General features: G+C 72.9%; 20 protein-coding genes and 1 riboswitch. Of the genes, 11 read left to right on the forward strand and 9 right to left on the reverse strand.

The annotated features are described in order from the left end of the window. Positions 1–216: 216 nt before the first annotated feature. From NP777_RS12745 to otsB, 3 genes are all read left to right on the forward strand, one after another. A complete protein-coding gene (locus NP777_RS12745; RefSeq protein ID WP_256650248.1) occupies positions 217–1500 on the forward strand; it encodes an extracellular solute-binding protein in 1284 nt (427 codons plus the stop codon). Further along, positions 1497–1835, forward strand: coding sequence for a DUF3263 domain-containing protein (locus NP777_RS12750; protein ID WP_256650249.1), 339 nt, complete (start codon positions 1497–1499; stop codon positions 1833–1835). Before NP777_RS12745 ends, NP777_RS12750 begins: the two co-directional genes overlap by 4 nt. A gap of 151 nt (positions 1836–1986) precedes the next feature. Further along, entirely contained in the window at positions 1987–2838 is an 852-nt protein-coding gene (gene otsB, locus NP777_RS12755) for a trehalose-phosphatase (RefSeq protein WP_256650437.1), read from the forward strand. A 396-nt stretch (positions 2839–3234) separates the two neighbouring features. Here otsB and NP777_RS12760 read toward each other — a convergent pair whose 3' ends face one another. Both NP777_RS12760 and NP777_RS12765 read right to left on the reverse strand, forming a co-directional pair. Next, positions 3235–4707 (reverse strand): alpha,alpha-trehalose-phosphate synthase (UDP-forming), encoded by a 1473-nt coding sequence (locus tag NP777_RS12760; protein ID WP_256650250.1) that lies wholly within the window; start codon positions 4705–4707, stop codon positions 3235–3237. Positions 4708–4909: 202 nt separating this feature from the next. Further along, positions 4910–5857 carry a glucosyl-3-phosphoglycerate synthase gene (locus NP777_RS12765; protein WP_256650251.1) on the reverse strand — a complete coding sequence of 316 codons (948 nt, stop codon included), beginning with the start codon at positions 5855–5857 and terminating at the stop codon, positions 4910–4912. Between the two features lie 201 nt (positions 5858–6058). Next, positions 6059–6200: riboswitch (SAM riboswitch) on the forward strand. 18 nt (positions 6201–6218) lie between these two features. Here NP777_RS12765 and thrC point away from each other — a divergent pair. The 4 genes from thrC to groL all read left to right on the forward strand — a co-directional run bounded on the left by thrC (position 6219) and on the right by groL (position 10445). Further along, entirely contained in the window at positions 6219–7517 is a 1299-nt protein-coding gene (gene thrC / locus NP777_RS12770) for a threonine synthase (RefSeq protein WP_256650252.1), read from the forward strand. Continuing rightward, positions 7514–7792: a MoaD/ThiS family protein gene (locus tag NP777_RS12775; protein ID WP_256650253.1), complete on the forward strand. Its 279-nt coding sequence runs from the start codon at positions 7514–7516 to the stop codon at positions 7790–7792. Before thrC ends, NP777_RS12775 begins: the two co-directional genes overlap by 4 nt. A gap of 408 nt (positions 7793–8200) precedes the next feature. Next, positions 8201–8407 carry a cold-shock protein gene (locus tag NP777_RS12780; protein WP_009716982.1) on the forward strand — a complete coding sequence of 69 codons (207 nt, stop codon included), beginning with the start codon at positions 8201–8203 and terminating at the stop codon, positions 8405–8407. 412 nt (positions 8408–8819) lie between these two features. Then, positions 8820–10445, forward strand: a complete 1626-nt coding sequence (gene groL / locus NP777_RS12785) for a chaperonin GroEL (protein ID WP_256650254.1) — start codon at positions 8820–8822, stop codon at positions 10443–10445. Between the two features lie 252 nt (positions 10446–10697). Here the strand turns inward: groL and murQ are convergent, their stop codons facing one another. Both murQ and NP777_RS12795 read right to left on the reverse strand, forming a co-directional pair. Further along, positions 10698–11651, reverse strand: coding sequence for an N-acetylmuramic acid 6-phosphate etherase (murQ, locus tag NP777_RS12790; protein ID WP_256650255.1), 954 nt, complete (start codon positions 11649–11651; stop codon positions 10698–10700). 130 nt (positions 11652–11781) lie between these two features. Further along, positions 11782–12720: a MurR/RpiR family transcriptional regulator gene (locus NP777_RS12795; RefSeq protein WP_256650256.1), complete on the reverse strand. Its 939-nt coding sequence runs from the start codon at positions 12718–12720 to the stop codon at positions 11782–11784. 142 nt (positions 12721–12862) lie between these two features. Between NP777_RS12795 and NP777_RS12800 the strand changes: the two genes are divergently transcribed. Together NP777_RS12800 and NP777_RS12805 are read left to right on the forward strand one after the other, a co-directional pair. Beyond that, a complete protein-coding gene (locus NP777_RS12800; protein WP_020870494.1) occupies positions 12863–13219 on the forward strand; it encodes a hypothetical protein in 357 nt (118 codons plus the stop codon). Further along, complete coding sequence (locus NP777_RS12805) at positions 13219–13491, forward strand: DUF4031 domain-containing protein (protein WP_256650257.1); 273 nt, start codon at positions 13219–13221, stop codon at positions 13489–13491. The genes NP777_RS12800 and NP777_RS12805 overlap by 1 nt, the downstream gene beginning before the upstream one ends. A 386-nt stretch (positions 13492–13877) precedes the next feature. Here the strand turns inward: NP777_RS12805 and NP777_RS12810 are convergent, their stop codons facing one another. Beyond that, the gene (locus NP777_RS12810) at positions 13878–15125 is read right to left on the reverse strand and encodes a Cmx/CmrA family chloramphenicol efflux MFS transporter (protein WP_256650258.1); all 1248 of its coding nucleotides are present in this window, start codon (positions 15123–15125) and stop codon (positions 13878–13880) included. 84 nt (positions 15126–15209) lie between these two features. Further along, positions 15210–15875 (reverse strand): HD domain-containing protein, encoded by a 666-nt coding sequence (locus NP777_RS12815; protein WP_256650259.1) that lies wholly within the window; start codon positions 15873–15875, stop codon positions 15210–15212. Between the two features lie 56 nt (positions 15876–15931). Here NP777_RS12815 and NP777_RS12820 point away from each other — a divergent pair, with 56 nt between their 5' ends. Beyond that, complete coding sequence (locus NP777_RS12820) at positions 15932–16654, forward strand: copper homeostasis protein CutC (protein ID WP_256650260.1); 723 nt, start codon at positions 15932–15934, stop codon at positions 16652–16654. 73 nt (positions 16655–16727) lie between these two features. Here the strand turns inward: NP777_RS12820 and NP777_RS12825 are convergent, their stop codons facing one another. Both NP777_RS12825 and NP777_RS12830 read right to left on the reverse strand, forming a co-directional pair. Further along, positions 16728–18830 (reverse strand): HelD family protein, encoded by a 2103-nt coding sequence (locus tag NP777_RS12825; protein WP_256650438.1) that lies wholly within the window; start codon positions 18828–18830, stop codon positions 16728–16730. Positions 18831–19137: 307 nt separating this feature from the next. Next, positions 19138–20787: a DNA repair helicase XPB gene (locus NP777_RS12830; protein WP_256650261.1), complete on the reverse strand. Its 1650-nt coding sequence runs from the start codon at positions 20785–20787 to the stop codon at positions 19138–19140. Positions 20788–20953: 166 nt separating this feature from the next. Between NP777_RS12830 and NP777_RS48070 the strand changes: the two genes are divergently transcribed. Further along, positions 20954–21868 carry a VanZ family protein gene (locus NP777_RS48070; RefSeq protein WP_308405109.1) on the forward strand — a complete coding sequence of 305 codons (915 nt, stop codon included), beginning with the start codon at positions 20954–20956 and terminating at the stop codon, positions 21866–21868. Positions 21869–21916: 48 nt separating this feature from the next. On the opposite strand, the gene NP777_RS12840 is transcribed toward NP777_RS48070, so the two are convergent. Beyond that, complete coding sequence (locus NP777_RS12840) at positions 21917–25225, reverse strand: helicase-associated domain-containing protein (RefSeq protein WP_256650440.1); 3309 nt, start codon at positions 25223–25225, stop codon at positions 21917–21919. Between the last annotated feature and the right edge of the window lie 266 nt (positions 25226–25491).

Genomic DNA, 25491 nt, shown 5'->3' on the forward strand with positions numbered 1-25491 from the left:
CCCGGAGCGGAGTTGGCATGAACCGATGCTTCCGTTTGTGACTGGGTGACACATCCCACTTACGCGTGTAGCACCCCGCTCACCTGGGCAATTGGGGTCCGATACCGAAGCGATATGCGCGTGGTGTAGACCTTGTGGAGGTTTGCAAGGCAGACTCGCTCGACCTCGGGGGAGGACCCTTGGGTATGAAACAAGCCATAGGGTGGGAAAACAGCGGTGCAGCGGCGACGGTTCTTGGGTCTGACAACGGCGGGGGTCGCGGCGGTGGCGACGGCACCAGGACTCACGGCCTGTGGCAGCGAAGGCTCCGGCTCCGGCGGTGACGTCACCTTGAAGGTGGTCGCGGCCGACTACGGCGACAGCACCGCCAACAGCTCCCAGAAGTACTGGAACAAGGTGACCCGCGCCTTCGAGGCCAAGAACGGCGGCCTCAAGGTCGACGTCGAGGTCTACAGCTGGACCGAGGTGGACCGCCGGGTGGCCGAGATGGTCAAGAGCGGTCAGGCCCCGGACATCGCGCAGATCGGCGCGTACGCCGACTACGCCGCGCAGGGCAGGCTCTACCGCGCCGACGAGATGCTCTCCATCCCCACCCAGGCCGCTTTCATCACCGCGATCGCCCATGCGGGTGAGGTGCGGCGGGTGCAGTACGGGGTGCCGTTCGTGGCCAGCGCCCGGCTGCTCTTCTACAACAAGGAGCTCTTCGACCGGGCCGCGATATCCGCCGCCCCCACCGACTGGGACGAGCTCAAGGAGGCGGCCGTCCGGCTCAAGGCCAATGGGGTGAAGATCCCGTACGGGCTGCCGCTCGGCCCCGAGGAGTGCCAGGCCGAGACCATGATGTGGATGCTCAGCGGCGGTGGCGGCTACACCGACACCAACGGCAGCTACACCATCGACTCCACCGAGAACATCGAAGCCTTCGAATGGCTGCGGGACGAACTCGTCGGCGCGGGCCTCACCGGCCCCGGCTCCCCGGCCCGTACCAACCGCCAGGACACCTTCGACGCCTTCGCCCGCGGCGAGGTCGGCATGCTCAACGGCCACCCGACCCTGATGCAGCAGGCGTCCGGCCGCGGCATCTCGTACGGCACCGCGCCGCTGCCCGGCCGCAGGGGCAAGTCCCCGTCGACGATGGGCGTCGCCGACTGGCTGATGGCCTTCAAGCAGAACGGCCACCGTAAGGAGATCGGGAAGTTCCTCGACTTCGTCTTCACCGAGAACAACGTGCTGGACTTCGTCACCGAGTACGACCTGCTGCCGGTGACCACCGCCGTCGAGCAGACGATGCTCGGCGACCGTGAGTACAAGCGGCTGTGGCGGTTCCTGGACGAGCTGGAGAGCGCGGAGTTCTACCCGGCCGACAAGACCTCCTGGGCGGAGGTCAGCAAGCTGATCAAGCAGAAGATCGGCTCGACGGTGGCCAAGGGCGGCGATCCGGTGAGCGTGCTGGGCCAGATCCAGCGGGAGGCCGACGCCATGGAGAATGCGGGGGCATGACAGTGGACACGCCCGGCCCCGGCCCTTCCGACGACCCCGCCGACAAGGCCGAGGACCATGAGCCGGGTGCGGGTGCGGGTGCGGGTGCGGGTGCGGATGCGGATGCGGATGCCGGGCTGTCCGAGCGCGACCTCGCCGTGCTCGCCGTGGAGCGGCGCGGCTGGCCGGGCCCCGGCGCCAAGGAGCGGGCGATACGGGAGCGGCTGGGCCTCTCCCCGACCCGCTACTACCAACTGCTGAACGCGCTGCTGGACGACCCCAGGGCCCTGGAGCACGACCCGGTGACCGTCAACCGGCTGCGCCGGATCAGGGACGAACGCCGCGAACGCCGCTGACGCGCACCGGCCGGGCACGCGCGAGCCGTTCACCGGCCGGGCATGCGCGAGCCGTTCACCGGCCCGGCGCCCGGGGCGTTCACCGAGGGGACGTCCGGGGGAAGCCCGCCGTGCCCCCGGGCCCGGTAGGGTCACCGCCATGGGCAGCGCTATGGGAAGTCACCCCGTCCCCGTACCCACCACCTCCGCCGGCCGTGAGGGTCTCGCCGCCCTCCTCGAACGGCCCGGACGCGCCATCGTCGGACTCGACTTCGACGGCACCCTCGCCGAGATCGTCCCCGACCCCGACCAGGCCCGCGCCCACCCGGGCGCCGTCCCCGCGCTCTCCCGGCTGGCCCCGCGGATCCGCTCCGTCGCGGTGATCACCGGACGACCGGCCGAGATCGCCGTACGGTACGGCGGGTTCGCCGGGGCCGAGGGACTGGACGGGCTCGTCGTCCTCGGGCTCTACGGCGCCGAGCGCTGGGACGCGGGCAGCGGCGAGGTCCAGGCGCCCGAACCGCACCCCGGCGTCGCCGCCGTCCAGGCCGAACTCCCCGCCGTCCTCGAGGAACAGGGCGCCTCGCGCGGTACGTGGATCGAGGACAAGGGCCGCGCCGTCGCCGTCCACACCCGCCGCGCCGAGGACCCCCAGGCCACCTTCGAGCGGCTGCGCGCACCGCTGCACGCGCTCGCCGAACGCCATGGGCTGATCGTCGAGCCCGGCCGCCTCGTGCTGGAACTGCGCCCGCCGGGCATGGACAAGGGCGTCGCGCTCATCGACCACGTACGGCGGACGGGCGCGGAAGCCGTGCTCTACGCGGGCGACGACCTGGGCGACCTGGCCGCGTTCGCGGCGGTGGAGCGGCTGCGCGAGGAGGGCGTGCCGGGGGTGCTGGTGTGCAGCGGCAGCACGGAGGTGACCGAGCTCGCCAAACGGGCCGACCTGGTGGTCGACGGCCCGGCGGGCGTGGTGGACCTGCTGTCGGCCCTGGCGGACGCGGCCGGCGGCGAAGCCGCCTAGAACTCGGCCGCAGCGCTTGGCCCCCGGGGCCCTGGCCTGGCACCTTGGCCGCGCCTGGCCCCCGGGCCGTGCCCGTACCCCGGGGCGCGCCCGTAACCCCGGGCCGCACCTGGCCCCCGGGCCGTGGTCAGGCCGGGCCGTGCCTGGCACCTTGGCCGCGCCCGTACTTCGGGGCGCGCTCGTAGGCCGGGCCGCGCCCGTAACCCCGGGCCGTGCTCGTAGGCCGGGCCGCACCTGGCCCCCGGGCCGTGCCCGTATCCCCAGGCCGTGCCCGTACCCCGGGCCGTGCCCGTACCCCGGGCCGTGCCCGTAACCCCGGGCCGTGCCTGGCGGGCGGATCGCGTTTGGTGCTCAAGTCGCGGTGGTCACCTGGACCAAGCCGTCATCCCGAAGCTGTCACAGCGCCCGCAGTTGCGCCAGGAACCAGGCCTGTGGCGGTAGCGCGGTCGCCGCGGCGGCGAGTCGCTTGGTGCGGTCCGCGCGCTCGCCGTCGCTCATGCGCAGCGCCTCGTGCAGCGCCCGGACCGTGCCCTCCACGTCGTACGGGTTCACCACCAGCGCGTCCTCGCCCAGCTCGGCGTACGCGCCCGCCTCCCGGGACAGCACCAGCGCGCAGCCCCGCTCGGAGACCACCGGGACCTCCTTGGCCACCAGGTTCATCCCGTCCCGGATGGGGTTGACCAGCGCCACGTCCGCCAGCCGGTAGGCCGCGAGGGACCGGGCGAAGTCGTCCTTCACATGCAGGGCGACCGGGGTCCAGCCCTCCGTGCCGTACTCCTCGTTGATCTCGTCCGCGATCCGTCGCACCCGCTCGGTGTAGTCGCGGTAGACCGCGAGGTCCTGGCGCGAGGGGTAGGCGAAGGCCACGTGCACCACGCGCTCCCGCCACTCGGGGCGGGTCTCGAGCAGCCGCCGGTAGGCCAGCAGCCCGCGCACGATGTTCTTGGACAGCTCGGTGCGGTCCACCCGGACGATCGACTTCCGGTCCGGCCCGATCTGTGCCCGCAGAGCGCTCAGCCGCTCCTCCACATCGGCCTGCCGCGACCGCTCCCGCAGGAAGTCCGCGTCCGCGCCCAGGCCGTGGACGCCCAGCCGGGTCTCCCGGCCCTCGAAGCGCACGGCGGTCGCCATACCGCCACCGTCCCCGTCCCCGTCCCCGTCCCGGATGACCTCCGCGCCCAGCACCGCCGCGCAGCAGTCGGCGAAGGCGTTGGCCCAGCGCTCGGTGAGGAACGCGGCGCGGTCGCCGCCGAGGATGCCGCGCAGCACAGCGGCCGCGACGTCGTCCGGAAGCAGCCGGTAGTAGTCCGGCGGGGCCCAGGGGGTGTGGGAGAAGTGACCGATCCGCAGATCGGGGCGGCGCTCGCGGAGCATCGCGGGCACCAGCGCCAGGTGGTAGTCCTGCACCAGGACGACGGCCTCGTCCACCGCCTCCTGGGCGAGCGCGTCCGCGAAGGCCGCGTTATAGCTTTCGTAGGCCGCCCACTGCTCGGCGAACTCCGCGTCGAAAACCGGCTCGACCGGGGTCTGGTAGAGCAGATGGTGGACGAACCACAGCACCGAATTGGCGACGCCGTTGTACGCGGCGGCGAAGACGTCCGGCGCGATGTCGAGCATCCGCACCTGCTGGCCCCCGGTGTCACCGGGGTTCAGATGGCTGTCCCCGGCGCGCCGGGCCGCCTCGCGGTCGCCCTCGCCCAGCGCCGCGCACACCCACACCGCGTTCGCGTCCGGACCGATCGCGCTGAGCCCGGAGACCAGCCCGCCGCCGCCGCGCCGGGCGGTCAGCGAGCCGTCCTCGCCCAGGGCGTACGAGACCGGGCCGCGGTTGGACGCGACCAGGATCGGGGCGGTGCGCGGAACTGCCATGTCGCGAGCCTAGCCAGGCGCGGCCCCGCGCAAACGTACGTACGGTTTCTTGCCCCGTAGGTGCTATTCCGTTTCCGGCCACGCAAGCGCCAGGACGCGAACCTCCGTGCGCGCCGAGCCGTGCCCGCCGAGCTGTGCGCGCCGAGCCGTGCCCGCCGAGCTGTGCGCGCCGAGCCGTGCCCGCCGAGCCGCTGTCCCGGCGTCACGCCGCGCGCCGCACCGGGTACTCCGGGATCTCGATCATCGGCGGCCGCTCCTCGGTGTCCACCGCCGTGGTGCGCGGCTCGAAGCCGTTCTCGCCCCGGTCGAACTGGGTCAGCCGCGGCCGCACCAAGTGGCCCCGGGCCAGCCGCAGCTGCGCGGTGCGGTAGATCGCGGCCGCCATCCGGCCGAGCGCCTGCCCGTCCTGGTGGCGGTGTTTGCGCACCCCGATGTCCACCTGGCCGAGCGCGTCCAGCCCCACCGTGTGCAGCGCGTCCACCAGCAGCCCCAGCTCGACGCCGTAGCCGACCGGGAAGGGCAGCCGCTCCAGCAGCGAGCGGCGCGCCGCGTACTCCCCGCCCAGCGGCTGGACGAACCCGGCCAGCTGGGGCCAGTGCAGATTCAGCAGCGGGCGGGCGACCAACTCGGTGACCCGGCCGCCCTGGCCCGCCAGCTCGCCCAGCGGGCGGTCGTACATGCCCTTCACCAGCCGCAGCGTGGGGTCGGTCAGCAGCGGACCGACGATCCCCGAGACAAAGCGCGATTCGAATTCCCGCAGGTCGGCGTCGATGAAGCAGACGATGTCGCCGCTTGTGGCGAGCAGGGACCGCCACAGCACCTCGCCCTTGCCGGGCAGCGCGGGCAGCCGGGGCAGCAGCGAGTCGCGGGGGACGACGGTGGCGCCCGCCGCCGCGGCGACCTCGGCGGTGCGGTCAGTGGAGCCGGAGTCCAGCACCACCAGCTCGTCCACCAGCGGCATCGCCTCGCCCATCAGCTCACGCCGGATCGTGTCGGCGATCTCGCCGACCGTGGCCTCCTCGTTCAGGGCGGGCAGGACCACGCTCACCGTCGTCGCCGCGGTCCGCTTCGCGGCCAGCAGGTGATCCAGTGGACGGTCGTCGGCCGACCAGGAGCGATGCTTCAGCCAGCGCTCCACCTCATCCAGCACCTGTGTGTCTCCCCTGCTGTGATCGCTTGTGATCGCTGTGACCCATCTCGCGCATCGGACGGCTAGCTCAACCATCCGGGCCTTCGGTTACAGTCTTGAACAACGCACATGGCCGTCGTATGTCGGGGTCGACCTCGATGTTTACCGACGTACCGATGACGCTCGTGCCGACAAACGCCCCGGGCCCGCCCGGCGCCATACCGCTCATCCAGAGGGGCAGAGGGAACGGCCCGTTGAAGCCCCGGCAACCCTCCAGCTGATCTCGCATTCCGCAGCGAGGCTCCCAGCTCGGGAAGGTGCCAATTCCGTCTTGTGGCGAAATGCGTCACGAGGAAGATGAGGAGAAAGGGCCTCGCCATCCATGGCTGTGCAGTCAGTAGAAAGCTCAACCACTTCCTCCGCCTCCGCCTCCGGCGCCTTCGGTCCCGCCGTCGCATTGTCCTGCCGGGAGTGCGGTGAGCGGTTCGATCTGGGTCCGATCTTCGCGTGTGAGGCCTGTTTCGGGCCGCTCGAGGTCGCGTACGAGCTCCCGGCCGACGACCCGGAGGGGCTGCGCCGGCGCATCGAGGCCGGTCCGAACAGCATCTGGCGCTACGCCCCGCTGCTGCCCGTCCCGGCGGACGTGGCGGATCTGCCGAGCCTGAACCCCGGCTTCACCAAGCTGGTCAAGGCCGACAACCTCGCCCGTGAGCTCGGTGTCACCGGTGAGCTGCACATCAAGGACGACTCCGGCAACCCGACCCACTCCTTCAAGGACCGGGTCGTCGCCATCGCCGTCCAGGCCGCCCGCACCTTCGGCTTCACCACCCTCTCCTGCTCCTCCACCGGCAACCTGGCCGGTGCGGTGGGCGCCGCGGCCGCCCGCGCGGGCTTCCACTCCTGCGTCTTCATCCCGCACGACCTGGAGGCGGGCAAGGTCGTCATGGCCGCGGTCTACGGCGGTGACCTGGTCGGCATCGAGGGCACCTACGACGACGTCAACCGCTTCTGCAGCGAGCTGATCGGCGACCCGGTGGGCGAGGGCTGGGGCTTCGTCAACGTCAATCTGCGGCCGTACTACGGCGAGGGCTCCAAGACCCTGGCGTACGAGATCTGCGAGCAGCTCGGCTGGCGGCTGCCGGACCAGATCGTCGTCCCGATCGCCTCCGGCTCCCAGCTCACCAAGATCGACAAGGGGCTGAAGGAGCTGATCGCGATCGGTCTGGTCGAGGACCGGCCCTACAAGATCTTCGGCGCCCAGGCCGAGGGCTGCTCCCCGGTCTCCGCCGCCTTCAAGGCCGGCCATGACGTCGTCCGGCCGCAGAAGCCGCAGACCATCGCCAAGTCGCTGGCCATCGGCAACCCCGCGGACGGCCCGTACGTCCTGGACATCGCCCGCCGTACGGGCGGCGCGGTGGAGGACGTGAACGACGAGCAGATCGTCGACGCCATCAAGCTGCTGGCCCGCACCGAGGGGATCTTCGCGGAGACCGCGGGCGGCGTGACCGTCGGCGTGACCAAGAAGCTGATCGAGGACGGTCTGCTCGACCCGTCCCTGACGACCGTCGTGCTCAACACCGGCGACGGCCTCAAGACCCTCGACGCGGTGGCCCCCACCACGGGTCCCTCCGCCATCATCCGCCCCACCCTTGACTCGTTCCGAGAGGCTGGCCTCGCATGAGCGTCAACGTCCGAATCCCGACCATCCTGCGCACCTACACCGGTGGCCAGGCCGAGGTCCCGGCCGAGGGCGGGACCCTCGCCGAGGTCCTGGCGGACCTGGAGAAGAACCACGCGGGCATCTCGGCCCGCGTCCTGGACGACACCGGCAAGCTCCGCCGCTTCGTGAACGTCTACGTCAACGACGACGACGTCCGCTTCGCCGACGGCCTGGCCACGGCGACCCCGGACGGCGCCGGGATCTCGATCATCCCGGCGGTCGCGGGCGGCTGCTGACCCCGCGTCCCCCTCCTCACCTTTGGCATCGCCCCGTCCGGGGACAACCGGACGGGGCGATTCCGTGTGTGGAATCGCGATACAGTTGCCCGGATTCCCCGACGGCTCCGGGGTCGGAGCCACATATGAGAACTCGTCAAGTTGTGCGTAAAGTGTGAGCGCGAATTGTCGGGTTGGTTCCTTATGTCCGGCCCGGATTGCCCGAACTTCACATAATTTCTCACTTTTAACCGTTCGGCCGTGCCCAGAATTCTCGTCCGATTGACCTGTTGCAGAGGGCGTTGGGACGGATACATTCAGCGGCGGTCGACGCGTTCCGGCGCACACCCCCCACATCCGGGGGGTGAGGTCTGACCCGGGTCCGCGGAGTGCGGTCCTGCGCAAGGGCCAGCAATAGGGGAGTTAGGAATGGCTCAGGGCACCGTCAAGTGGTTCAACGCGGAGAAGGGGTACGGCTTCATCGCGGTCGACGGTGGTGCGGACGTGTTCGTCCACTACAGCGCGATCCAGATGGACGGGTACCGCACCCTCGAGGAAGGCCAGCGGGTCGAGTTCGAGATCTCGCAGGGCCAGAAGGGCCCGCAGGCCGACATGGTCCGCGTGGCCGTAGGCTGACGCGCCGACGCGACGCAGCTGAAACGAACAGTCAGAAGGGTCCGTGTCCCGAACGGGGTACGGACCCTTCGGCATGCCCCGGGCCATGACCTCCTGCCGCCCTGCTGCCCCTTCGGGCGCTTGCGCCCACCCGTCACCCGGCCGCCACCCCTCGAGGATGCCCTTCGGGCGCTTGCGCCCACCCGTCACCCGGCCGCCACCCCTCGAGGATGCCCTTCGGGCGCTTGCACTCTATAGGTCCGAGTGCTAATCATTGGCGTTAGCACTCTGACGTTGAGAGTGACAGAAGGACCGGGTCGGTGAGGCCCGCCAGGCCATGCGGGGTAAGGAACCGCGCGGCAGGCAGGTCGTCCGTCGCGGGCGCCAGCGCGGTCCGGAGCAATCCACCCCGTCTCTGGGAGGACCACTTCACATGGCCAAGATCATCGCGTTCGACGAGGAGGCGCGGCGCGGCCTCGAGCGCGGGATGAACCAGCTCGCCGACGCCGTCAAGGTCACCCTCGGCCCCAAGGGCCGTAACGTCGTCCTCGAGAAGAAGTGGGGCGCCCCCACGATCACCAACGATGGTGTGTCCATCGCCAAGGAGATCGAGCTCGAGGACGCGTACGAGAAGATCGGCGCCGAGCTGGTCAAGGAGGTCGCGAAGAAGACGGACGACGTCGCCGGTGACGGCACGACGACCGCGACCGTCCTCGCCCAGGCGCTGGTCAAGGAGGGCCTCCGCAACGTCGCCGCGGGTGCCAACCCGATGGCGCTCAAGCGCGGTATCGAGAAGGCCGTCGAGGCCGTCTCCGCCCAGCTTCTCGAGCAGGCCAAGGACGTGGAGACCAAGGAGCAGATCGCCTCCACCGCCTCCATCTCCGCCGCCGACACCCAGATCGGCGAGCTCATCGCCGAGGCGATGGACAAGGTCGGCAAGGAAGGTGTCATCACCGTCGAGGAGTCGCAGACCTTCGGGCTCGAGCTCGAGCTCACCGAGGGCATGCGCTTCGACAAGGGCTACATCTCCCCGTACTTCGCGACGGACATGGAGCGTATGGAGGCGTCGCTCGACGACCCGTACATCCTGATCGTCAACTCCAAGATCAGCAGCGTGAAGGACCTCCTCCCGCTGCTCGAGAAGGTCATGCAGTCGGGCAAGCCGCTGCTGATCATCGCCGAGGACGTCGAGGGCGAGGCCCTGGCGACCCTGGTCGTCAACAAGATCCGTGGCACCTTCAAGTCCGTCGCCGTCAAGGCCCCGGGCTTCGGTGACCGCCGTAAGGCCATGCTCGGTGACATCGCCATCCTTACCGGTGGCACCGTCATCTCCGAGGAGGTCGGCCTCAAGCTGGAGAACGCCGGTCTCGACCTGCTCGGCCGGGCCCGCAAGATCACGGTCACCAAGGACGAGACCACGATCGTGGACGGCGCCGGCGACACCGACCAGGTGCAGGGCCGCGTCAACCAGATTCGCGCCGAGATCGAGTCCTCGGACTCGGACTACGACCGCGAGAAGCTCCAGGAGCGCCTGGCGAAGCTGGCCGGCGGCGTGGCCGTCATCAAGGCCGGTGCCGCCACCGAGGTCGAGCTCAAGGAGCGCAAGCACCGCATCGAGGACGCGGTGCGCAACGCCAAGGCCGCCGTCGAGGAGGGCATCGTCGCCGGTGGTGGCGTGGCCCTGCTCCAGACCGTCTCGGTCTTCGAGAAGCTGGAGCTCGAGGGCGACGAGGCCACCGGTGCCCAGGCCGTGCGCCTGGCCCTGGAGGCCCCGCTGAAGCAGATCGCGGTCAACGCCGGTCTCGAGGGCGGCGTCGTGGTCGAGAAGGTGCGCAACCTGACCCCGGGTCACGGCCTCAACGCCGCGACCGGTGAGTACGTGGACCTGATCGCCGAGGGCATCATCGACCCGGCCAAGGTCACGCGCTCCGCGCTGCAGAACGCCGCGTCGATCGCCGCGCTGTTCCTCACCACCGAGGCCGTCATCGCCGACAAGCCGGAGAAGGCCGCCCCGGCGGGCGCTCCGGGCGGCATGCCGGGCGGTGACATGGACTTCTGATCGACTCGGCGCGTTCGTTCGCCGGTCGGTCATACCGTCCGAGACGTCGGGGCGGCACCCTCTCCCAGGGGTGCCGCCCCGACGGCGTACCCGGGCCCCGACGGCGTATCCGGGCCCCGACGGCGTATCCGGGCCCCGACGGCGTATCCGGGCCCCGACGGCGTATCCGGGCCTTGTGTGGATGCGGGGCCTGTGCGGATGCGGCCCCGTGCGAGTGCGGGCCCCGTGCGGATGCGGGGCCCGGTCCCGGGCTCACGCCGTGGCGGCCTCCAGGGCGGCGCGCAGCCGGCCGTGCGCCTCGGCCAGCAGCTTCTCGGCGGTCGGGGCGTCCACCTCGCCCAGGATGGTGAGGATCGCGTTCTTCACCTCGCCGTCCGTGGCCGTCAGCGCGCTCTCGATCCGTTCGTCGGAGGCGCCGGTCGCCAGGAAGACGATCCTCCGCGAACGGGCCCGCAGCTTGTCGTTGGAGGCGCGCACATCGACCATCAGATTCCCGAAGGTCTTGCCCAGCCGGATCATGGTGATGGTCGAGATCATGTTGAGCACCAGCTTCTGGGCCGTGCCCGCCTTCAGCCGGGTCGAGCCGGTGAGCAGCTCCGGCCCCACGACGATCTCGATGCCGTGGTCGGCCGCGGCGGCGAGCGCCGATCCGGCGTTGCAGGACAGCCCGACGGTGAGCGCGCCGCGCCGCCGGCCGTGCTCGACCGCGCCGACGGCGTACGGGGTGCGGCCGGAGGCCGAGACGCCGACCACGGTGTCGTCGGGGCCGATCCCGAGCAGATCGAGGTCCCGGGCGGCCAGCTCCCCGCTGTCCTCCGCGCCCTCGACCGAGGTCACCATGGCGTCCGGGCCGCCCGCGATCACCCCGACGACCTGCTCGGGCCGGGTGTTGAAGGTGGGCGGGCACTCGCTCGCGTCGAGCACCCCGAGCCGTCCGGCGGTGCCCGCGCCCGTATAGAGGAGGCGGCCGCCACGGGACATCCGTGCGGCGATGGCGTCGATGGCGGCGGCGATGCGGGGGAGCTGACCGGCGACGGCGGTGGGGACGGCGGCGTCCTCCGCGTTCATGATCCGGGCGATCTCGAGGGTTTCGAGCCGGTCGATCTCGGCGAGTTCGGGGCGGAACGCCTCGGTGGTCAGGGTGTCGAGCTGGGCGCGGAGCCCCGCGGAGCCCGCGGAGTCGGCTGCGGAGTCGGCGGTAGTCATGGTGAAGCGGCTCTTTCCGGTACGTCGGCGTGGGGGTGGGGGTGGGGGTGACGGTGACTTGGCAGGGCAGTCACCGGGCGGAACAGTGACCGGTATCGGGGTGGGAGCGCGAGGGCGGGACCGGCCGGGCTCAGCGGTGCCCGGGACGCGGATCGTGGCGGTGCGCGAGCGCCTCGTACGACGCGGCGAGCGCGGGCGCCGCCGATTCGTATGTCCGCTGGGCGACCCCTATGAACAGGCAGTCCACCACCAGCAGTTGGCTGGTCCGGCTGGACATGGCCGCCGGGCGCAGCTCGCTCTCGCGGGCGGTGGAGGTGGTGAGCACCAGGTCCGCGTACTGCGCGACCTCGCCGTCCGGCCGTCCGGTGATCGCGACGGTGGTCGCCCCGTGCTCGAAGGCCACCCGCAGCGGTTCGATGACGTCCGTCGTGCGCCCGGAGTGGGTGATCGCGATGGCGACGTCGCCGGATCGCAGCTGGACCGCGTTGGTGACCGCGAGGTGCGGATCGGCGTGGGCGTGGGCTATCAGCCCGATGCGCAGCAGCTTCTGGACCAGGTCCTGGCCGACGAGGCTGGACGCCCCGATCCCGTAGACATCGATCCGGCGGGCGGCGGCCAGCGCCGAGACGGCCGCCTCGACCTGGCTGGTGTCCAGCCCGGCGGCGGTGTCGGCGAGACACTGCTGCTCCTCCCGCGCCAGCTTGGTGACCACGTCGGCGATCGGATCGTCGACCGCGATGTCCGCGGTGACGGCCGGGGCCCGGCCGGCGGCCTGCTGGGCGGCGAGCGCGGCGAGCGCGAGGCGCAGATCCCGGTATCCGGGGTAACCGAGCAGCCGGGAGGTGCGGACGACGGTGGCCTCACTGGTGCCGGTCCGCTCGGCGAGCCCGGTGACGGTGAGCGCCGCGCAACCGGCCGGATCGCCCGCCACGGCTTCGGCGACGCGCTGCATGGAGCGGGTCATGGAGGGACCTAATGTGCGGACCTTGGCGGCTAGGGCGGCCGGAGCGGGTGGGGCAGGCGGGGTGGGCGGTGTGGGTGGGGTGGCGTCGGGTTGCGGAGGAGGCATGAAAGTTTCCTTCAGGTCGCTTCTCACCAGCGAAAACTATTTCCGGCCACGGTGCCCGTCAACCCTCCGGACGACCACGCGGCGGGTCGGCGTGGCCGAAGCGAACAGGCGACAGGAGGAAGCAAAGGTGACAATGGGACCCATGAAGCTCGAACAGGCACTGCACGCGGCCCGCGCTCTCGTCCTGGCCGACCTCGCGGCGGGGGAGGTCGCCCGCGCCGACATCGTCTCGCTGGTCGAGGACGCGATCGCGCACCGGCGGTGGTGGGTCGAGCAGTGGCCGGAAGGCGTCGCGTATGTGGCCGGTCTGGTCGCCCAGGACGTCCAGGACGCCCTGCTGGAACGGTACGGCCGCTGGCCGCTGTGCCCCGTCTGCACCCAGGGCGGCGACCTCCACGCCCTCGACGTGGAGCCCGAGTTGGGCCCCGACCCGCACTGGGTCTGCGGCAAGACGGCGGTGGCGGTGGCGCCCGTGGGATCGCTGGGCACCACCCTCTGATGGCCGTCCTGATCGACCCGCCCTCGTGGCCGGGCCACGGCCGCCTGTGGTCCCACCTCGTCAGCGATGTCTCCTACGCCGAACTCCACGCCTTCGCCGCCCGCATCGGCGCCCCGCGCCGGGGCTTCGACCGTGACCACTACGACGTGCCGAGCGAGCTGTACGCGAAGGCGGTACGGGCGGGCGCGGAGGAGGTCGGCAGCAAGGAACTCCTCCGCCGCCTCAAGGCCGCGGGCCTCCGCCGCCCCAAGCGGGCCGCGAACGCGGACTGACCGGGGCGGGCGGGCCCATGGGCTGCACTGCCCATGGGCTGCGCTGTTGTCCGGGGGCTGCGTTGCCTGGGGCCTGCCGCTGTTGTCCGCGGGGCTCGCGCTGTCCGGGGGCTGCGCTGCCCACGGCCCGCCGCTGCTGTCCGCGGCCCGCGCTGCTGCCCACCGGCCGCGCTGCCGGCCGCCCGGTGCGGCCGCCCGGTGCGGCGGCCCGGTGCGGTGGCCCGGTGCGGTGGCCCGGTGCGGCCGCCGCGCCCTCGCCGTGCGCGGGTCCGCGCGGTGCCGCGCTGCCGCTCGTGCCCACGAGCGGCTGAGGGCGTGCCCCGCGCGGGCGGAGTGACCGCGCCCGCGCGGAGTGACCGCGCCCGCGCGGCGGAGGCGGGGCCTCTTCAGCGCGCCGTGCGCGACGGGTCGGAGGCCAGGTCGTGGTGGGGGGCTTCCGTACCCGCCGGGGCGGCCGACGTGGCGATCACGCGCGAGGCGCCCGTCGCCCGGTGCAGCCGTATCGCGGCCACCGTCGTCACCGCGCCCGTACCGGCGAGGGCCGCGCCCGTCCAGGCCACGGCCGGGTAGCCCCAGCCCGCGTCGATGACGAGGCCGCCGAGCCACGGGCCCACCGTGTTGCCGATGTTGAACGCGGAGGTGTTGGTCGCGCCCGCGAGCGTGGGCGCGGCGTTGGCGAGGTTGAACATCCGGGCGTTGAGCGCGGGCGCGGTGAAGAAGGCGGTGAAGCCGAGCATCAGCGCCAGGCTCACCGCCGCGACCGCGCTGTGCGCGGTCAGCGCCAGCGCGCTCAGCACGACCGTCGAGGAGACGATGCCCCAGAACATCGTGCCGAACAGATGGGCGTCCGCGATCCGCCCGCCGATCACCGTACCCAGCAGCGCGCCGACCCCGAACAGCGCGAGCACGGTCGGCACCCAGCCCTCGTCCAGCCCGGCCACGTCCGTCAGCAGCGGCCCGAGGTAGGAGAACAGGCAGAAGACCGCGCCACCGCTCAGCGCGGTCGCGGCCAGCGCCAGCCACACCTGCCGGTCGCGGTAGATGCGCAACTCGGCCCGCAGCCGCGGCTGGTCGTCCCCGGTCGGCACCTCCGTACGCGGTACGAGTGCGACGACCCCGACCAGCCCGAGCACCGAAAGACCGGCCACCGCCCAGAAGGCGGCCCGCCACCCCGCGTGCTGCCCGAGGAACGCCCCGGCCGGGACCCCGGCGATGTTCGCGATGCTCAGCCCGCCGACCATCACCGCCATCGCCTTGGCCCGCGCGTTCACCGGCACCAGCGATACGGCCACCGCGGCGCCCACGGCCCAGAACCCGGCGCACGCGAGCGCGCTCACCACCCGGGACGCGAACAGCACCCCGTACGACGGCGCCACCGCCCCCGCGATCTGCCCGAGCCCGAACACCGCGAGCAGCGCCATCAGCGTCGTCCGCCGCGGCAACCGCAACGTGGCCGCCGCCAGCACCGGCGCCCCGACCACCATCCCGATCGCGAACGCCGATATCAGCAGCCCGGCCGTGGGGATCGACACCCCCATGTCCCGCGCGACGGGTTGCAGCAGCCCGGACAGCATGAACTCGGAGGTGCCGAGCGCGAACACGGACAGTCCGAGGACGTAGACCGCCAGGGGCATGCGGGAGCGAGCGGAATCCGCTGAGGAGGAGGGCATGCCGGGCTCAACGTCGTGCGACGCCCCCCGCATTCCTGAGTTCACCCGTCACGCACCGAGCAGCTCCAGCTCAGTGGCCATGTTGTGGCGGGCGGCGGCCTCCCAGCGCTGATGTCCGACGGACGTACGGAACAGCTGGGACAGCCCCAGCAGATGGCGGAGGACATTGGCCCGGCCCTCGCGGAAGGCGTCGTCGGGGACGAATCCGTACTCCTCGCGGACCGCCGCCGCGTAGGCGCCGTAGTCGTCGGGGGAGCCCGCCAGGACGGCGAGGTCGGCGTCGCAGAGGACCTCGCCGTTGGTGTCGCCCTCGGCGGGGTCGTGGTCGCGGGTGACGAGGACGAGGCGGACGGTTTCGGCCACGTGGGGCTCCGGAACGCCGGCCTCCGGGAGGGCGCGTTCGGCGAGGCGGGCGCTGCGTTCCTCGTTGGTGGAGCGGTCGGGGAGGTAGACGGCGTCGTGGAACCAGGCGGCGAGGCGGATCGCGGCGGGGTCGGGGGCCTCGGTGTGCTCCAACAGCTCGTCCACCCGGTCCAGGACCGCCAGCAGGTGATCGGTGGTGTGGTAGCGGCGCTGGGGTTCGGCCCAGCGGGTCAGGAGGTCTTCGCCGTAGGGAACGGGAGACGGGGTCGTGGTGTCGCGGGCGTCGGCGAGGAGGTCCGTCCAGCGGGTGAGCAGGGCGTCATGGGCCGGGTGGCGGCCGGGTGCGGGCATGGGCCAATTGTGGGGTACCGGTTTGCCCTCTTGCACGGTGTGGCAAGCTGTCCTGCATGTCTAGACCATTGCTCGAGGTGATCGCCCTGACCCCTGCGGACGCGATCGCCGCACAGGCCGGAGGGGCGGACCGCCTCGAACTGGTCACCGACATGGCCGCCGACGGGCTCACCCCGTCCCGTGAGACCTTCGCCGCCGTTCGGTCGGCCGTCGATCTGCCGGTGCGGGTGATGCTCCGCGCGGCGGACGGCTTCGCGACCGGAAACGCGTTCGACGCGCTGTGCGAGGCCGCCGTCGCGCTGCACTCGGAGGGGGCGGACGAGTTCGTCCTGGGCTTCCTGACCGACGACGGCGGGGTGGACCTGGCCGCCGTGACCGCGCTGACCGAGGTCGTGGGCGCGGGCGGCGGCGTGGACGAGAGCCGCTGGACCTTCCACCGGGCCATCGACCGCGCCGCCGATCGCGACGGACTGCGCAAGCGGCTCGCGGATATCCCCGGCCTCGACACGTATCTCACCGCCGGGTCGGCGCACGGCGTGGACGATGGTCTGCCGACCCTGACCGACGAGGCGGCGCGGACCGGTACCCCGGGCTATGCGCCGCGCATCATGGCGGGCGGCGGCCTGCGCCTCGACCACCTGCCCGCGCTGCGCGCCGCCGGGATCGACGCCTTCCACATCGGCGGCGCGGCCCGCCCCGGCGGCTGGTCGGGCCCGGTGGACGCCACCGCGGTCGGCCAGTGGCGCATGGCCTTGGACGCACCGGTTCCGGTGGCCTGAGCGGGCGGCCGCTGCCGGACCGCGCCTTATCTCCGTCAGGCCACCGCCGGATCCCGCCCCGCCCCCGGCGACGTCAGGCGGCCAGCCGCTCCGGCAGCGGCGCCCCGTGGATCACCGTCAGCCCGGACACCGCGCGGGTCAGGGCCACGTACAGGCGGCGCAGGCCCGTGCGTTCGTCGGGTTCGCCGTCGACCACGGCGGCCGGTTCGTCCAGTACCACGTAGTCGTACTCCAGGCCCTTGGCCAGCGTCGCCGGGACGAGGGTGAGGCGGGACTCGGCGCTGGTCTCCTCGCCGGGGGTGAGGCGGGGCAGGCCCGCCGCGTCGAGGGCCTGGGCCAGGGCCGGGACGCGGGCGTCGGCCGCGATCAGCCCGATCGAGCCTTCGTGCCGCAGGGCCTCGTGGCAGGCGGCGATCACGGCCGCGTCCAGCTCCGCCGGGTCCACGGCCCGTACGGAGAAGTCACCCGCCGCCTCGCGGATCGAGGTGGCCTCCGACAGGCCGGGGGCGATCGCGGGCAGCAGCCGGGAGGCGTACGCGATCACCTCGCGCGGCACGCGGAAGCCCTGGGTCAGCTCCTCGATCCCCGCTCCCTCCTTGCCCAGGTGGATCAGGGCCTCCTCCCAACTGGCCGTCGCCCACGGGGTGGTGCCCTGGGCGATGTCGCCGAGCACGGTCGCCGAGCCGGTGCTGCAGCGGCGGCCGACCGCGCGGTACTGCATGGGGGAGAGGTCCTGCGCCTCGTCCAGGACCACATGGCCGAGGGACGGGGTGCGCTCGATGAGATCGGCCGCCTCGTCGATCAGCACCAGGTCCGCCGGGGACCACTTCGCGGACTTCACACCGCGCGCCGGCTTCGCCCACAGGACGGTCTTCTGCTCGTCGGCGTCGAGGACGCCGTCCGCGTGCTCGGCCAGGAAGTCGGCGTCGGAGAGCAGCCGCAGCACCAGCTTGGCCGGGTCGACCGGCGGCCAGATCGCCTTGACCGCCGCCTTCACGGCGGGGTTACGGGCCACCGAGTCCTGGACCCGGTCGTCGGGCGCCTCGCCCGCCTGCTCCATCCGGACCAGCACGGTGTGCGCGATGCGCCGCGGAAGCGCCTCGCGGGCCGCGCCGTAGCGGATGTCGCGGGTGAGCAACTCCTCGACGATCTCCTCGAGTTCATACGCGGGCACCCGCCAGCGGCGTGAGCCGCGCACCACGACGCACGGCTCGGTGGGGCGGGTGACATACGAGCGCAGGGCGCGGCGCAGCACCTCGGCCAGCCGGGCGTCGCCCTTGACGCGGGCCGCGTCGGCGGAGTCGGCGCCCCGCGCCACCGCGCCCAGGGACGGCCGGGTCACCAGGTCCTCGACGGTCGCCTGGGCCACCTGCAACTCGCCCAGGGCGGGCAGGACCTGCTCGATGTAGTGGAGGAAGGAGCGGTTGGGGCCGATGACCAGGGTGCCGGAGCGGGCCAGCCGCTCGCGGTGCGCGTACAGCAGATACGCCACCCGGTGCAGCCCCACGGCCGTCTTACCGGTGCCCGGCGCCCCCTGGACGCAGATGGTGCCGCCGATCCCCTGGCGGACGATCTCGTCCTGCTCCGGCTGGATCGTCGCGACGATGTCCCGCATGGGGCCGACGCGCGGGCGCTCGATCTCGGACTGGAGCAGCTTGCTGGTCTGCTCCCCCTCGGAGGGGTCGGAGAGCCGTTCGTCCTCGTACGCCGTCAACTCGCCGCCCGTGTAGCCGAAGCGGCGGCGCAGCCCGATGTCCATCGGCGCCTTCTTGGACGCCTGGTAGAAGGGCTGGGAGACGGGGGCGCGCCAGTCGATGACCATGGGGTCGCCGTCCGCGTCGTGCACATGGCGGCGGCCGATGTAAAAAGTGTCCGTCGAGCCGCCTCCGGCGGCGGGGAGCTCCCCCGCGGCGCCCTCCGCAATCGCCGCGCCCGGCGCGTGCAGATAGTCGAGGCGGCCGAAGAAGAGCGGGGTGTCGGCGAGGTCGGCGAGGGCCTTGATGCGCTCGCTGACCTGGTGGTGCAGGGCTTCGGCGTTGACCCAGTTCGCGGCGACGTCCCGGAGGTCGAGGGCCTCGACGTCGGCGCGCATGGCGCGCAGCGCGGCGCGGGACGCGGTCAGATGGGCGCGCTCCCGCGCGAGGGGGTCCAGCTGGTCAGGGGCGTGCGAGGGCACGGCGTAGCCTCCGGCGAGCGAGTACACAAGCGAGTGCACAAAACGGATGCGCGGTACGTATGCGGCGCGCGGTACGAGATGCCGACCGGTTTCCGTCCGGACGGCGGCTCTCCCCGTTCGGAACGCGGGAGGCGGCAAGACCGGCGATTGTAGCCAGGGCATGTCGGGGAGGCGAATGAATTATGACGGGGCCGGGGGAGCCGCCCTCGGGGGGAGTTCTCGAGCATCGCGCGCACCACGGGCAGAGCCGCCCATCACCAGTCCCTCATGACAGAAGTCAATGGGGGACCGGTGATGGTCCGGTACGTCAGGCGTCCTCGTCCGCGAGCAGTTCGCTGGCGTCCACGATCCGGTACGCGTACCCCTGCTCGGCCAGGAACCGCTGGCGGTGCGCCGCGAAGTCCTGGTCGATCGTGTCGCGCGCGACCACCGAGTAGAAGACCGCCGGATGGCCGTCGGCCTTCGGGCGCAGCACCCGGCCGAGCCGCTGGGCCTCTTCCTGGCGGGAGCCGAACGTGCCGGAGACCTGGATGGCGACCGTGGCCTCGGGGAGGTCGATGGAGAAGTTGGCGACCTTCGAGACGACGAGCACCGACAGCTCGCCCTCCCGGAAGGCGTCGAACAGCTTCTCCCGCTGGGCGTTGGTGGTCTCACCCTTGATGACGGGCGCGTCCAGATGCTCGCCCAACTCGTCGAGCTGGTCGATGTACTGCCCGATGACCAGCGTCTGCTGCCCCTTGTGCCGGGCGACCAGCGCCTCGGTGATCCGCCGCTTGGAGTCGGTCGTGGCGCAGTAGCGGTACTTCTCCTCGGTCTCGGCGGTCGCGTACGTCAGCCGCTCGGTCTCGGTCAGATTGACCCGGACCTCGACACAGTCGGCGGGTGCGATGTAGCCCTGCGCCTCGATCTCCTTCCAGGGCGCGTCGAAGCGCTTCGGCCCGATGAGGGAGAAGACATCGGACTCCCGGCCGTCCTCCCGGACGAGCGTCGCCGTGAGCCCGAGCCGCCGCCGCGCCTGCAGATCGGCGGTGAACTTGAAGACGGGCGCGGGCAGCAGATGCACCTCGTCGTAGACGATCAGGCCCCAGTCGCGGGAGTCGAACAGCTCGAGGTGCGGATAGATGCCCTTCCGCTTGGTGGTGAGCACCTGGTACGTGGCGATGGTGATCGGGCGGATCTCCTTCCGCGTACCGCTGTACTCACCGATCTCGTCCTCGGTGAGCGAGGTGCGGCGCACCAGCTCGTGCTTCCACTGGCGGGCGGAGACGGTGTTGGTGACCAGGATCAGCGTGGTCGACTTGGCGGTGGCCATCGCACCCGCCCCGACCAGCGTCTTTCCGGCGCCGCAGGGCAGCACGACGACGCCCGAGCCGCCGTGCCAGAAGCCCTCCACGGCCTGCGTCTGATACGGCCGCAGCGCCCAGCCGTCCTCGCGCAGCTCGATGGGGTGCGCCTCGCCGTCCACATAGCCGGCCAGGTCCTCGGCGGGCCAGCCCAGCTTCAGCAGCGTCTGCTTGATCTGGCCGCGCTCGGAGGGGTGGACGACGACGGTCTCCGGGTCGATCCGGGCGCCGACCAGCGGCTGGATCTTCTTCGACCGCAGGATCTCCTCGAGGATCGGGCGGTCGCTGGTCTCCAGGACCAGCCCGTGGGTGGGGTGCTTGAGCAGCCGCAGCCGCCCGTACCGGGCCATGGTCTCCGCGACGTCCACGAGGAGGGCGTGCGGGACGGGGTAGCGGGAGTACGCCACGAGGGCGTCCACGACCTGCTCGGCGTCGTGCCCGGCGGCGCGGGCGTTCCACAGCCCGAGCGGGGTCACCCGGTAGGTGTGGATGTGCTCGGGCGCTCGCTCCAGCTCGGCAAAGGGCGCGATGGCGCGGCGGCAGGCGTCCGCCTGCTCGTGATCCACCTCGAGCAGGAGCGTCTTGTCGCTTTGGACGATGAGGGGTCCATTCACGCGCCTGGGTCCTTTCGTGCTGGCCGGCCAAAGAACCAGTGTCCCCCATCGAGGAGGCGTGGCGGAGAGCCACAGGGATACTCCGGGCGGCTACGGGCAAGCGGCGAAGACGGAAACGGACCGACGGAGCGGCGGCGACAGAGCCATGGGCGGGAGGCGAGTCCCTGTGATCAGCATCGCTGGATGGGAGATCCGGCGGACGGCGGACAAGAGGACGACGGTAGAGCGGACGGCGGAGAAGAAGCCGCAGGCGGGGTCCCGGACGACGGGGGGCCGGAAGAAGGCGAGCGGGCAGGGCCGGAAGAAGGCGGCGGGCGGTCAGAAGAAGGGGCCCGGGACCGCGAAGTCGCCGACCGCGAAGACGCCGACCGCGAAGACGCAGAGCGAGAAGACGCAGAGCGAGAAGTCGCCGACCGCGAAGGCACGGGCTGCGGGGGCCCAGTCCGCGAAGGGGCCCGGGACCGCGAAGTCGCAGACCGCGAAGACGCCGACCGCGAAGGCCCGGCCCACCACGGGCCGGACCACCAAGGCCCCCGAGCCCCAGGCCGCCCCCGAGAAGGCGCTGCTGCAGCGCACCTCGTTCGGCGCACGCGTCGCACGGGCGATGGTGCTGCTCCTGGCGTTCGTCTGCATGGTCGGCTTCGCGGCGGCGCTCGCCAAGGCCACGCTCGTGCCCTCACCCGGCTCCGTCGACCTCGTCCACACCAATCTGCGTCCGGGACGCTCGCTGCGCGCCTACGTCGACCAGCCCGCCTTCCAGGACACGGTGAAGCAGATCGGCGGCAATGTGCTGCTCGGCGCGCCCTTCGGGGTGCTGCTGCCGATGCTGGTGCCGAAGGCGCGGGGCGCGGTGCGGGTGGTCGTGGTGACGGCCTTGGTGATGGTGGCCGTCGAGACCGTTCAGGGGCTCATCGTCGAGGGCCGGGCCTTCGACATCGACGACGTCATCCTCAACACCTCGGGCGCGCTGATCGGCTATGTCGTGGTCGGCCGCTGGCTGGGCCACGCCCTCCACCCCCGTCGCCGCCACTGGTGGCACCGGTGGACCCGGCGCGGGACCGAGGCACCGCCCGCGGCGTGAGCCGTCCCTACGCGCCGTGGCCCCGCCCCGCCCCAGGCTGATTTCGGCCTAGGTGGCGTCCTCGGCCAGTTCGGCGGCGCCCGTGATGCGGTGCAGGGGGTAGGTACGGACCTCGTCGGCCGTGTGGTCGTACGCCGTGACGAAGCCGCCCTCGACCCGGACCGGGGCGATCACGCGCTGGGTGGCCGCGCCGTTCGCGTTGACGTAGCCGATCCAGACGTTGGAGCCGGTCAGGGCCGCGGCCTGCATGGTGGCGAGGGTGTCGGCGGAGGTGGTGCGGGGCAGCCGGTCGCCACTGGTGGCGGATCCGGCACCGGCACCGGGCCGTGAGCCGGATCCGGCCTCCGGGCCCGCCCCCGCTCCGGCCGCGGCCGCCGGTTTGTGGGGCGCGGTCGCGGCGAGGTCCCCGGCGCGGATGGCGCGCACCGCCGCGCCCAGCAGGGTGGCGTCGGGCACCGGCGGGCCCTCCGGGACCGGGGCGGGCGGCTTACGAGGCGGAGTGCGCTGGGCTTCGGCCCGGCTGACCAGCACATCGCCCTCGGCGGACTCGGCGGCCGGGGCGTACCCCATCGCCCGCAACCCCTCCAGCAGCGTGTCCGGCGGCGCCTGGGCGGCCAGCACGGTGGGGGCGAGCCGGCGCAGCCGCAGCCCCGCCGAACGGCGGTCGGCGAGGATCTCGGCGAGCAGCGCGTCGTCGTCGCAGCGCAGATACGCGGAGGCGGCGCCGATGCGCAGTCGGCCGTGCTTACGGGCCACGTCGTTCACGAGGTAGGTGAGCGGCTGGGGCACCGGGGTGCGGGAGTGCGCGGCGAGGAAGGTGTGCACATCGTCGGCGGTCCGCCCGGCGTCCAGCGCGCGGCGTACGGACTCGGGTGTGAAGCGGTAGACGGTCGCGCCGCCCTTGGACTCGACGTCGGCGAGGATGCCCAGGGTCTCGGCGAGCGGCCGTTCCAGCGGGCCGGGCGCGACGGCGGTCAGGTCGGCCTGGAGCAGGACATGGGCGAGGGGCTCGGGGAGCAGCGGCGCGAGCAGCCGGGCGGCCTGTGCGGACGCGAGGTCGCTCTCGGCGGCCGTCGGCTCGTCCGGGTGGCGTTCCAGCAGGGCGCGGCCGTGCGAGGAGAGCGCGCCCCGGCCGGTGACCCCGAGCATTTCGGCCTCGGTGACGGCCCAGCGGGCCAGCCGCGAGCGCAGGTCCTCGCCGGTGGGCGAGGCGGCGGTGGGCGAGGCGGCGGTGGAGGCGGCCCCGGGGGCGGCCCCGGGGGCGGCTCCGGGGGCGGGCCCGGACGGGAAGGTCCCGGGGGCGGACCCGGAAGGGGTGGCCGCACCGGGGGTGGCCGCGGTGGGGGCCGGGGCCCCGCGGTGGCCGGTCGGCCGCTCCCACCGCAGCCGGGCCAGCAGGACGTCGGGGGCGGCCGCGGCACCGTGCGGCAGGGTGGCCAGGAGTTCGAGGACCCGGCGGCGGACCTCGGGGGCCGGGGAGCGGTCCAGTTCCGGGCCCAGCGCGGCGAGGGTGCGGCCCCTGCTGTCGCGGCCACCCACCAGGCCCGATGTACGGGTCGCGGGCAGCCAGGCGGCGGCGAGCCGGGCCCAGCGCTCCTCGGCGGGCAGCCGCAGCCAGTCGTCGTAGGCGGGGGTGGGGGCGTAGCGCTCGTCGGGCTCGCCGTCGGAGGCCACCAGCCCGGCCGCGTACGCCAGCTCGATCCAGAAGGCGGCCACCGGTTCGGACACGTCGAGCGCCACGGCGGTCCGCTTGAGGTCGCGGACGCTCAGCCCGCCCGCGCGCAGGACGGGCGGACCGGCGGTCTCCCACTGCCCCAGCAGCTCCTCGACGGTGGCCAGGGCGGTGAAGGTCTGGCCCGCGGCGGTGTTGTCCACAACCTGTGGATCGTGGTCGGCGGTGGGCGAGAGCGGCGGGGCGAACGGCTCGGGGGCGCGGTGCGCCCGGCCGTGGCGCAGATGCAGGGCGACCTCGCGGGGCAGTACGACATTGCGCGGGCCGGACGGCAGCAGCAGCCCGTGGTCCAGCAGCCAGCCGACGGGCGGGGTGGGCGAGACGACGGACGCCTCCCCGTACGGCGGCCCCCAGGTCAGCTTGGCCAGCACGGCCGCCGCGCCCGCCGGCGCCCCGTCGAGCAGCGCCGCCATCCGGGCGCGGTCCCGGAACAGCCCGGCCAGGGCCGCGGCCGCCGTGACGGGGTCGTGGGTGGGCGACTGCCCGGCCGCCGCCAGCAGCTCCTGGAGCCGCCCCGGCGACATCCCGGACGTGGCCTCCTGCACGGTCGGGCCGAGCCCGGTGGGGGAGGGCGAGGTGGGCGAGGGGGCGAGCAGCTCCCGAGCGGTCCGGACGAGCCGAAGCCGATCGTCCCCACCCCAGATCAGGGCCTGCTCGCGAAGGGTGGCCACGGCCCGCGGCAACTCGGCGACGATCGCGGCCCGTTCCTCGGCACTCAGCGGGGCGCCGACGCCTGGGGTGGTCCTGGCGTCGGGGGCGGTCGCGGCGGCCGAGGCGGTTCCGGTGGTTCCGGTGGTTCCGGTGGCCGAGGCGGTCCCCGCGGGTGAGGCGGGCCCAGCGGGTGAGGCGGTCCCCGCGGGTGAGGCGGGCCCAGCGGGTGAGGTGGACCCGGGCCCCTGCGCGGCCCCGGTGTCTGACGTGGCGCCGACGCCCGGGGTGGTCCCGGCGGCTGAGGTGGTCCCCGGGGCCTGAGTGCCCCCGGCACTACGGGCGTCCCTTGGATCCCGAGCGTCGCCGGGGCCCACGGCGTCCCCGGAACCCCGGAGTTCCTCCGCGTCGCGGGCGTCCCCAGTCCCCTGTGGGCCTCCGGCCTGCTCCGGGCCCCCGGCCGCCTCCGGGCCCCTGGCCCCCTGCGGCTCCCCGGCCTGCTCCGGGCCCCCGGCCTCCTGTGGGCCCCCGGCCTCCTGTGGGCCCCCGGCCTCCTGTGGACCCTCGGCCGCCTCCGGACCCCTGGCCTGCTCCGGACCCTCGGCTCCCTGTGGGCCTCCGGCCTGCTCCGGGCCCCCGGCCGCCTCCGGGCCCCTGGCCCCCTGTGGACCCCCGGCCCCCTGCGGACCCCCGGCCCCCTGCGGACCCCCGGCCCCCTGTGGGCCCCCGGCCGCCTCCGGGCCCTCGTCGCCCGTCATCAGGTCCCGCAGGGTCTCGTATGGGCAGGGGTCGGGCGCGACGGCCAGGGCCTCGGCGGTCTGTTGCGCGAATCGGTCGAGGCGCTCCACGGCTCGTACCACCGAGGCGCGGGTGCCCGCCCGGGTGGCGAGCTGGGTGAGGTCGTTCGGGACCGGGGAGAGCAGATCGGGGCGGGCGCGCAGCAGGGCGGCGAGGGCGTCGTCGGGCCGGGTGCGCAGCTCCTCGGCGAGGGTGCGCGGCGCCCCGCGGCCGCGGTCGCCGTGGCCGTCGTCTCGTGGGCCGCCGCCCCGGGGGACGCGATCCTGCGGACCGCTGTCCCCGTAGCCGGTGTCTGCGGGCAACTCATGCCTCCCGGTTGCGCGAGCTGGTCTCTTCGGGCATGTCAGCCCTCTCGATTCCATGAACTGCTCATTCGATCCACAGTACCCGCGGGGTGCGGGACGCAGGGGATGCGGCGGGATTCCGGTTCCGCGCGGTACCGTCG

This window comes from Streptomyces rugosispiralis, from assembly GCF_024505145.1.
GTDB classification, from domain to species: domain Bacteria; phylum Actinomycetota; class Actinomycetes; order Streptomycetales; family Streptomycetaceae; genus Streptomyces; species Streptomyces rugosispiralis.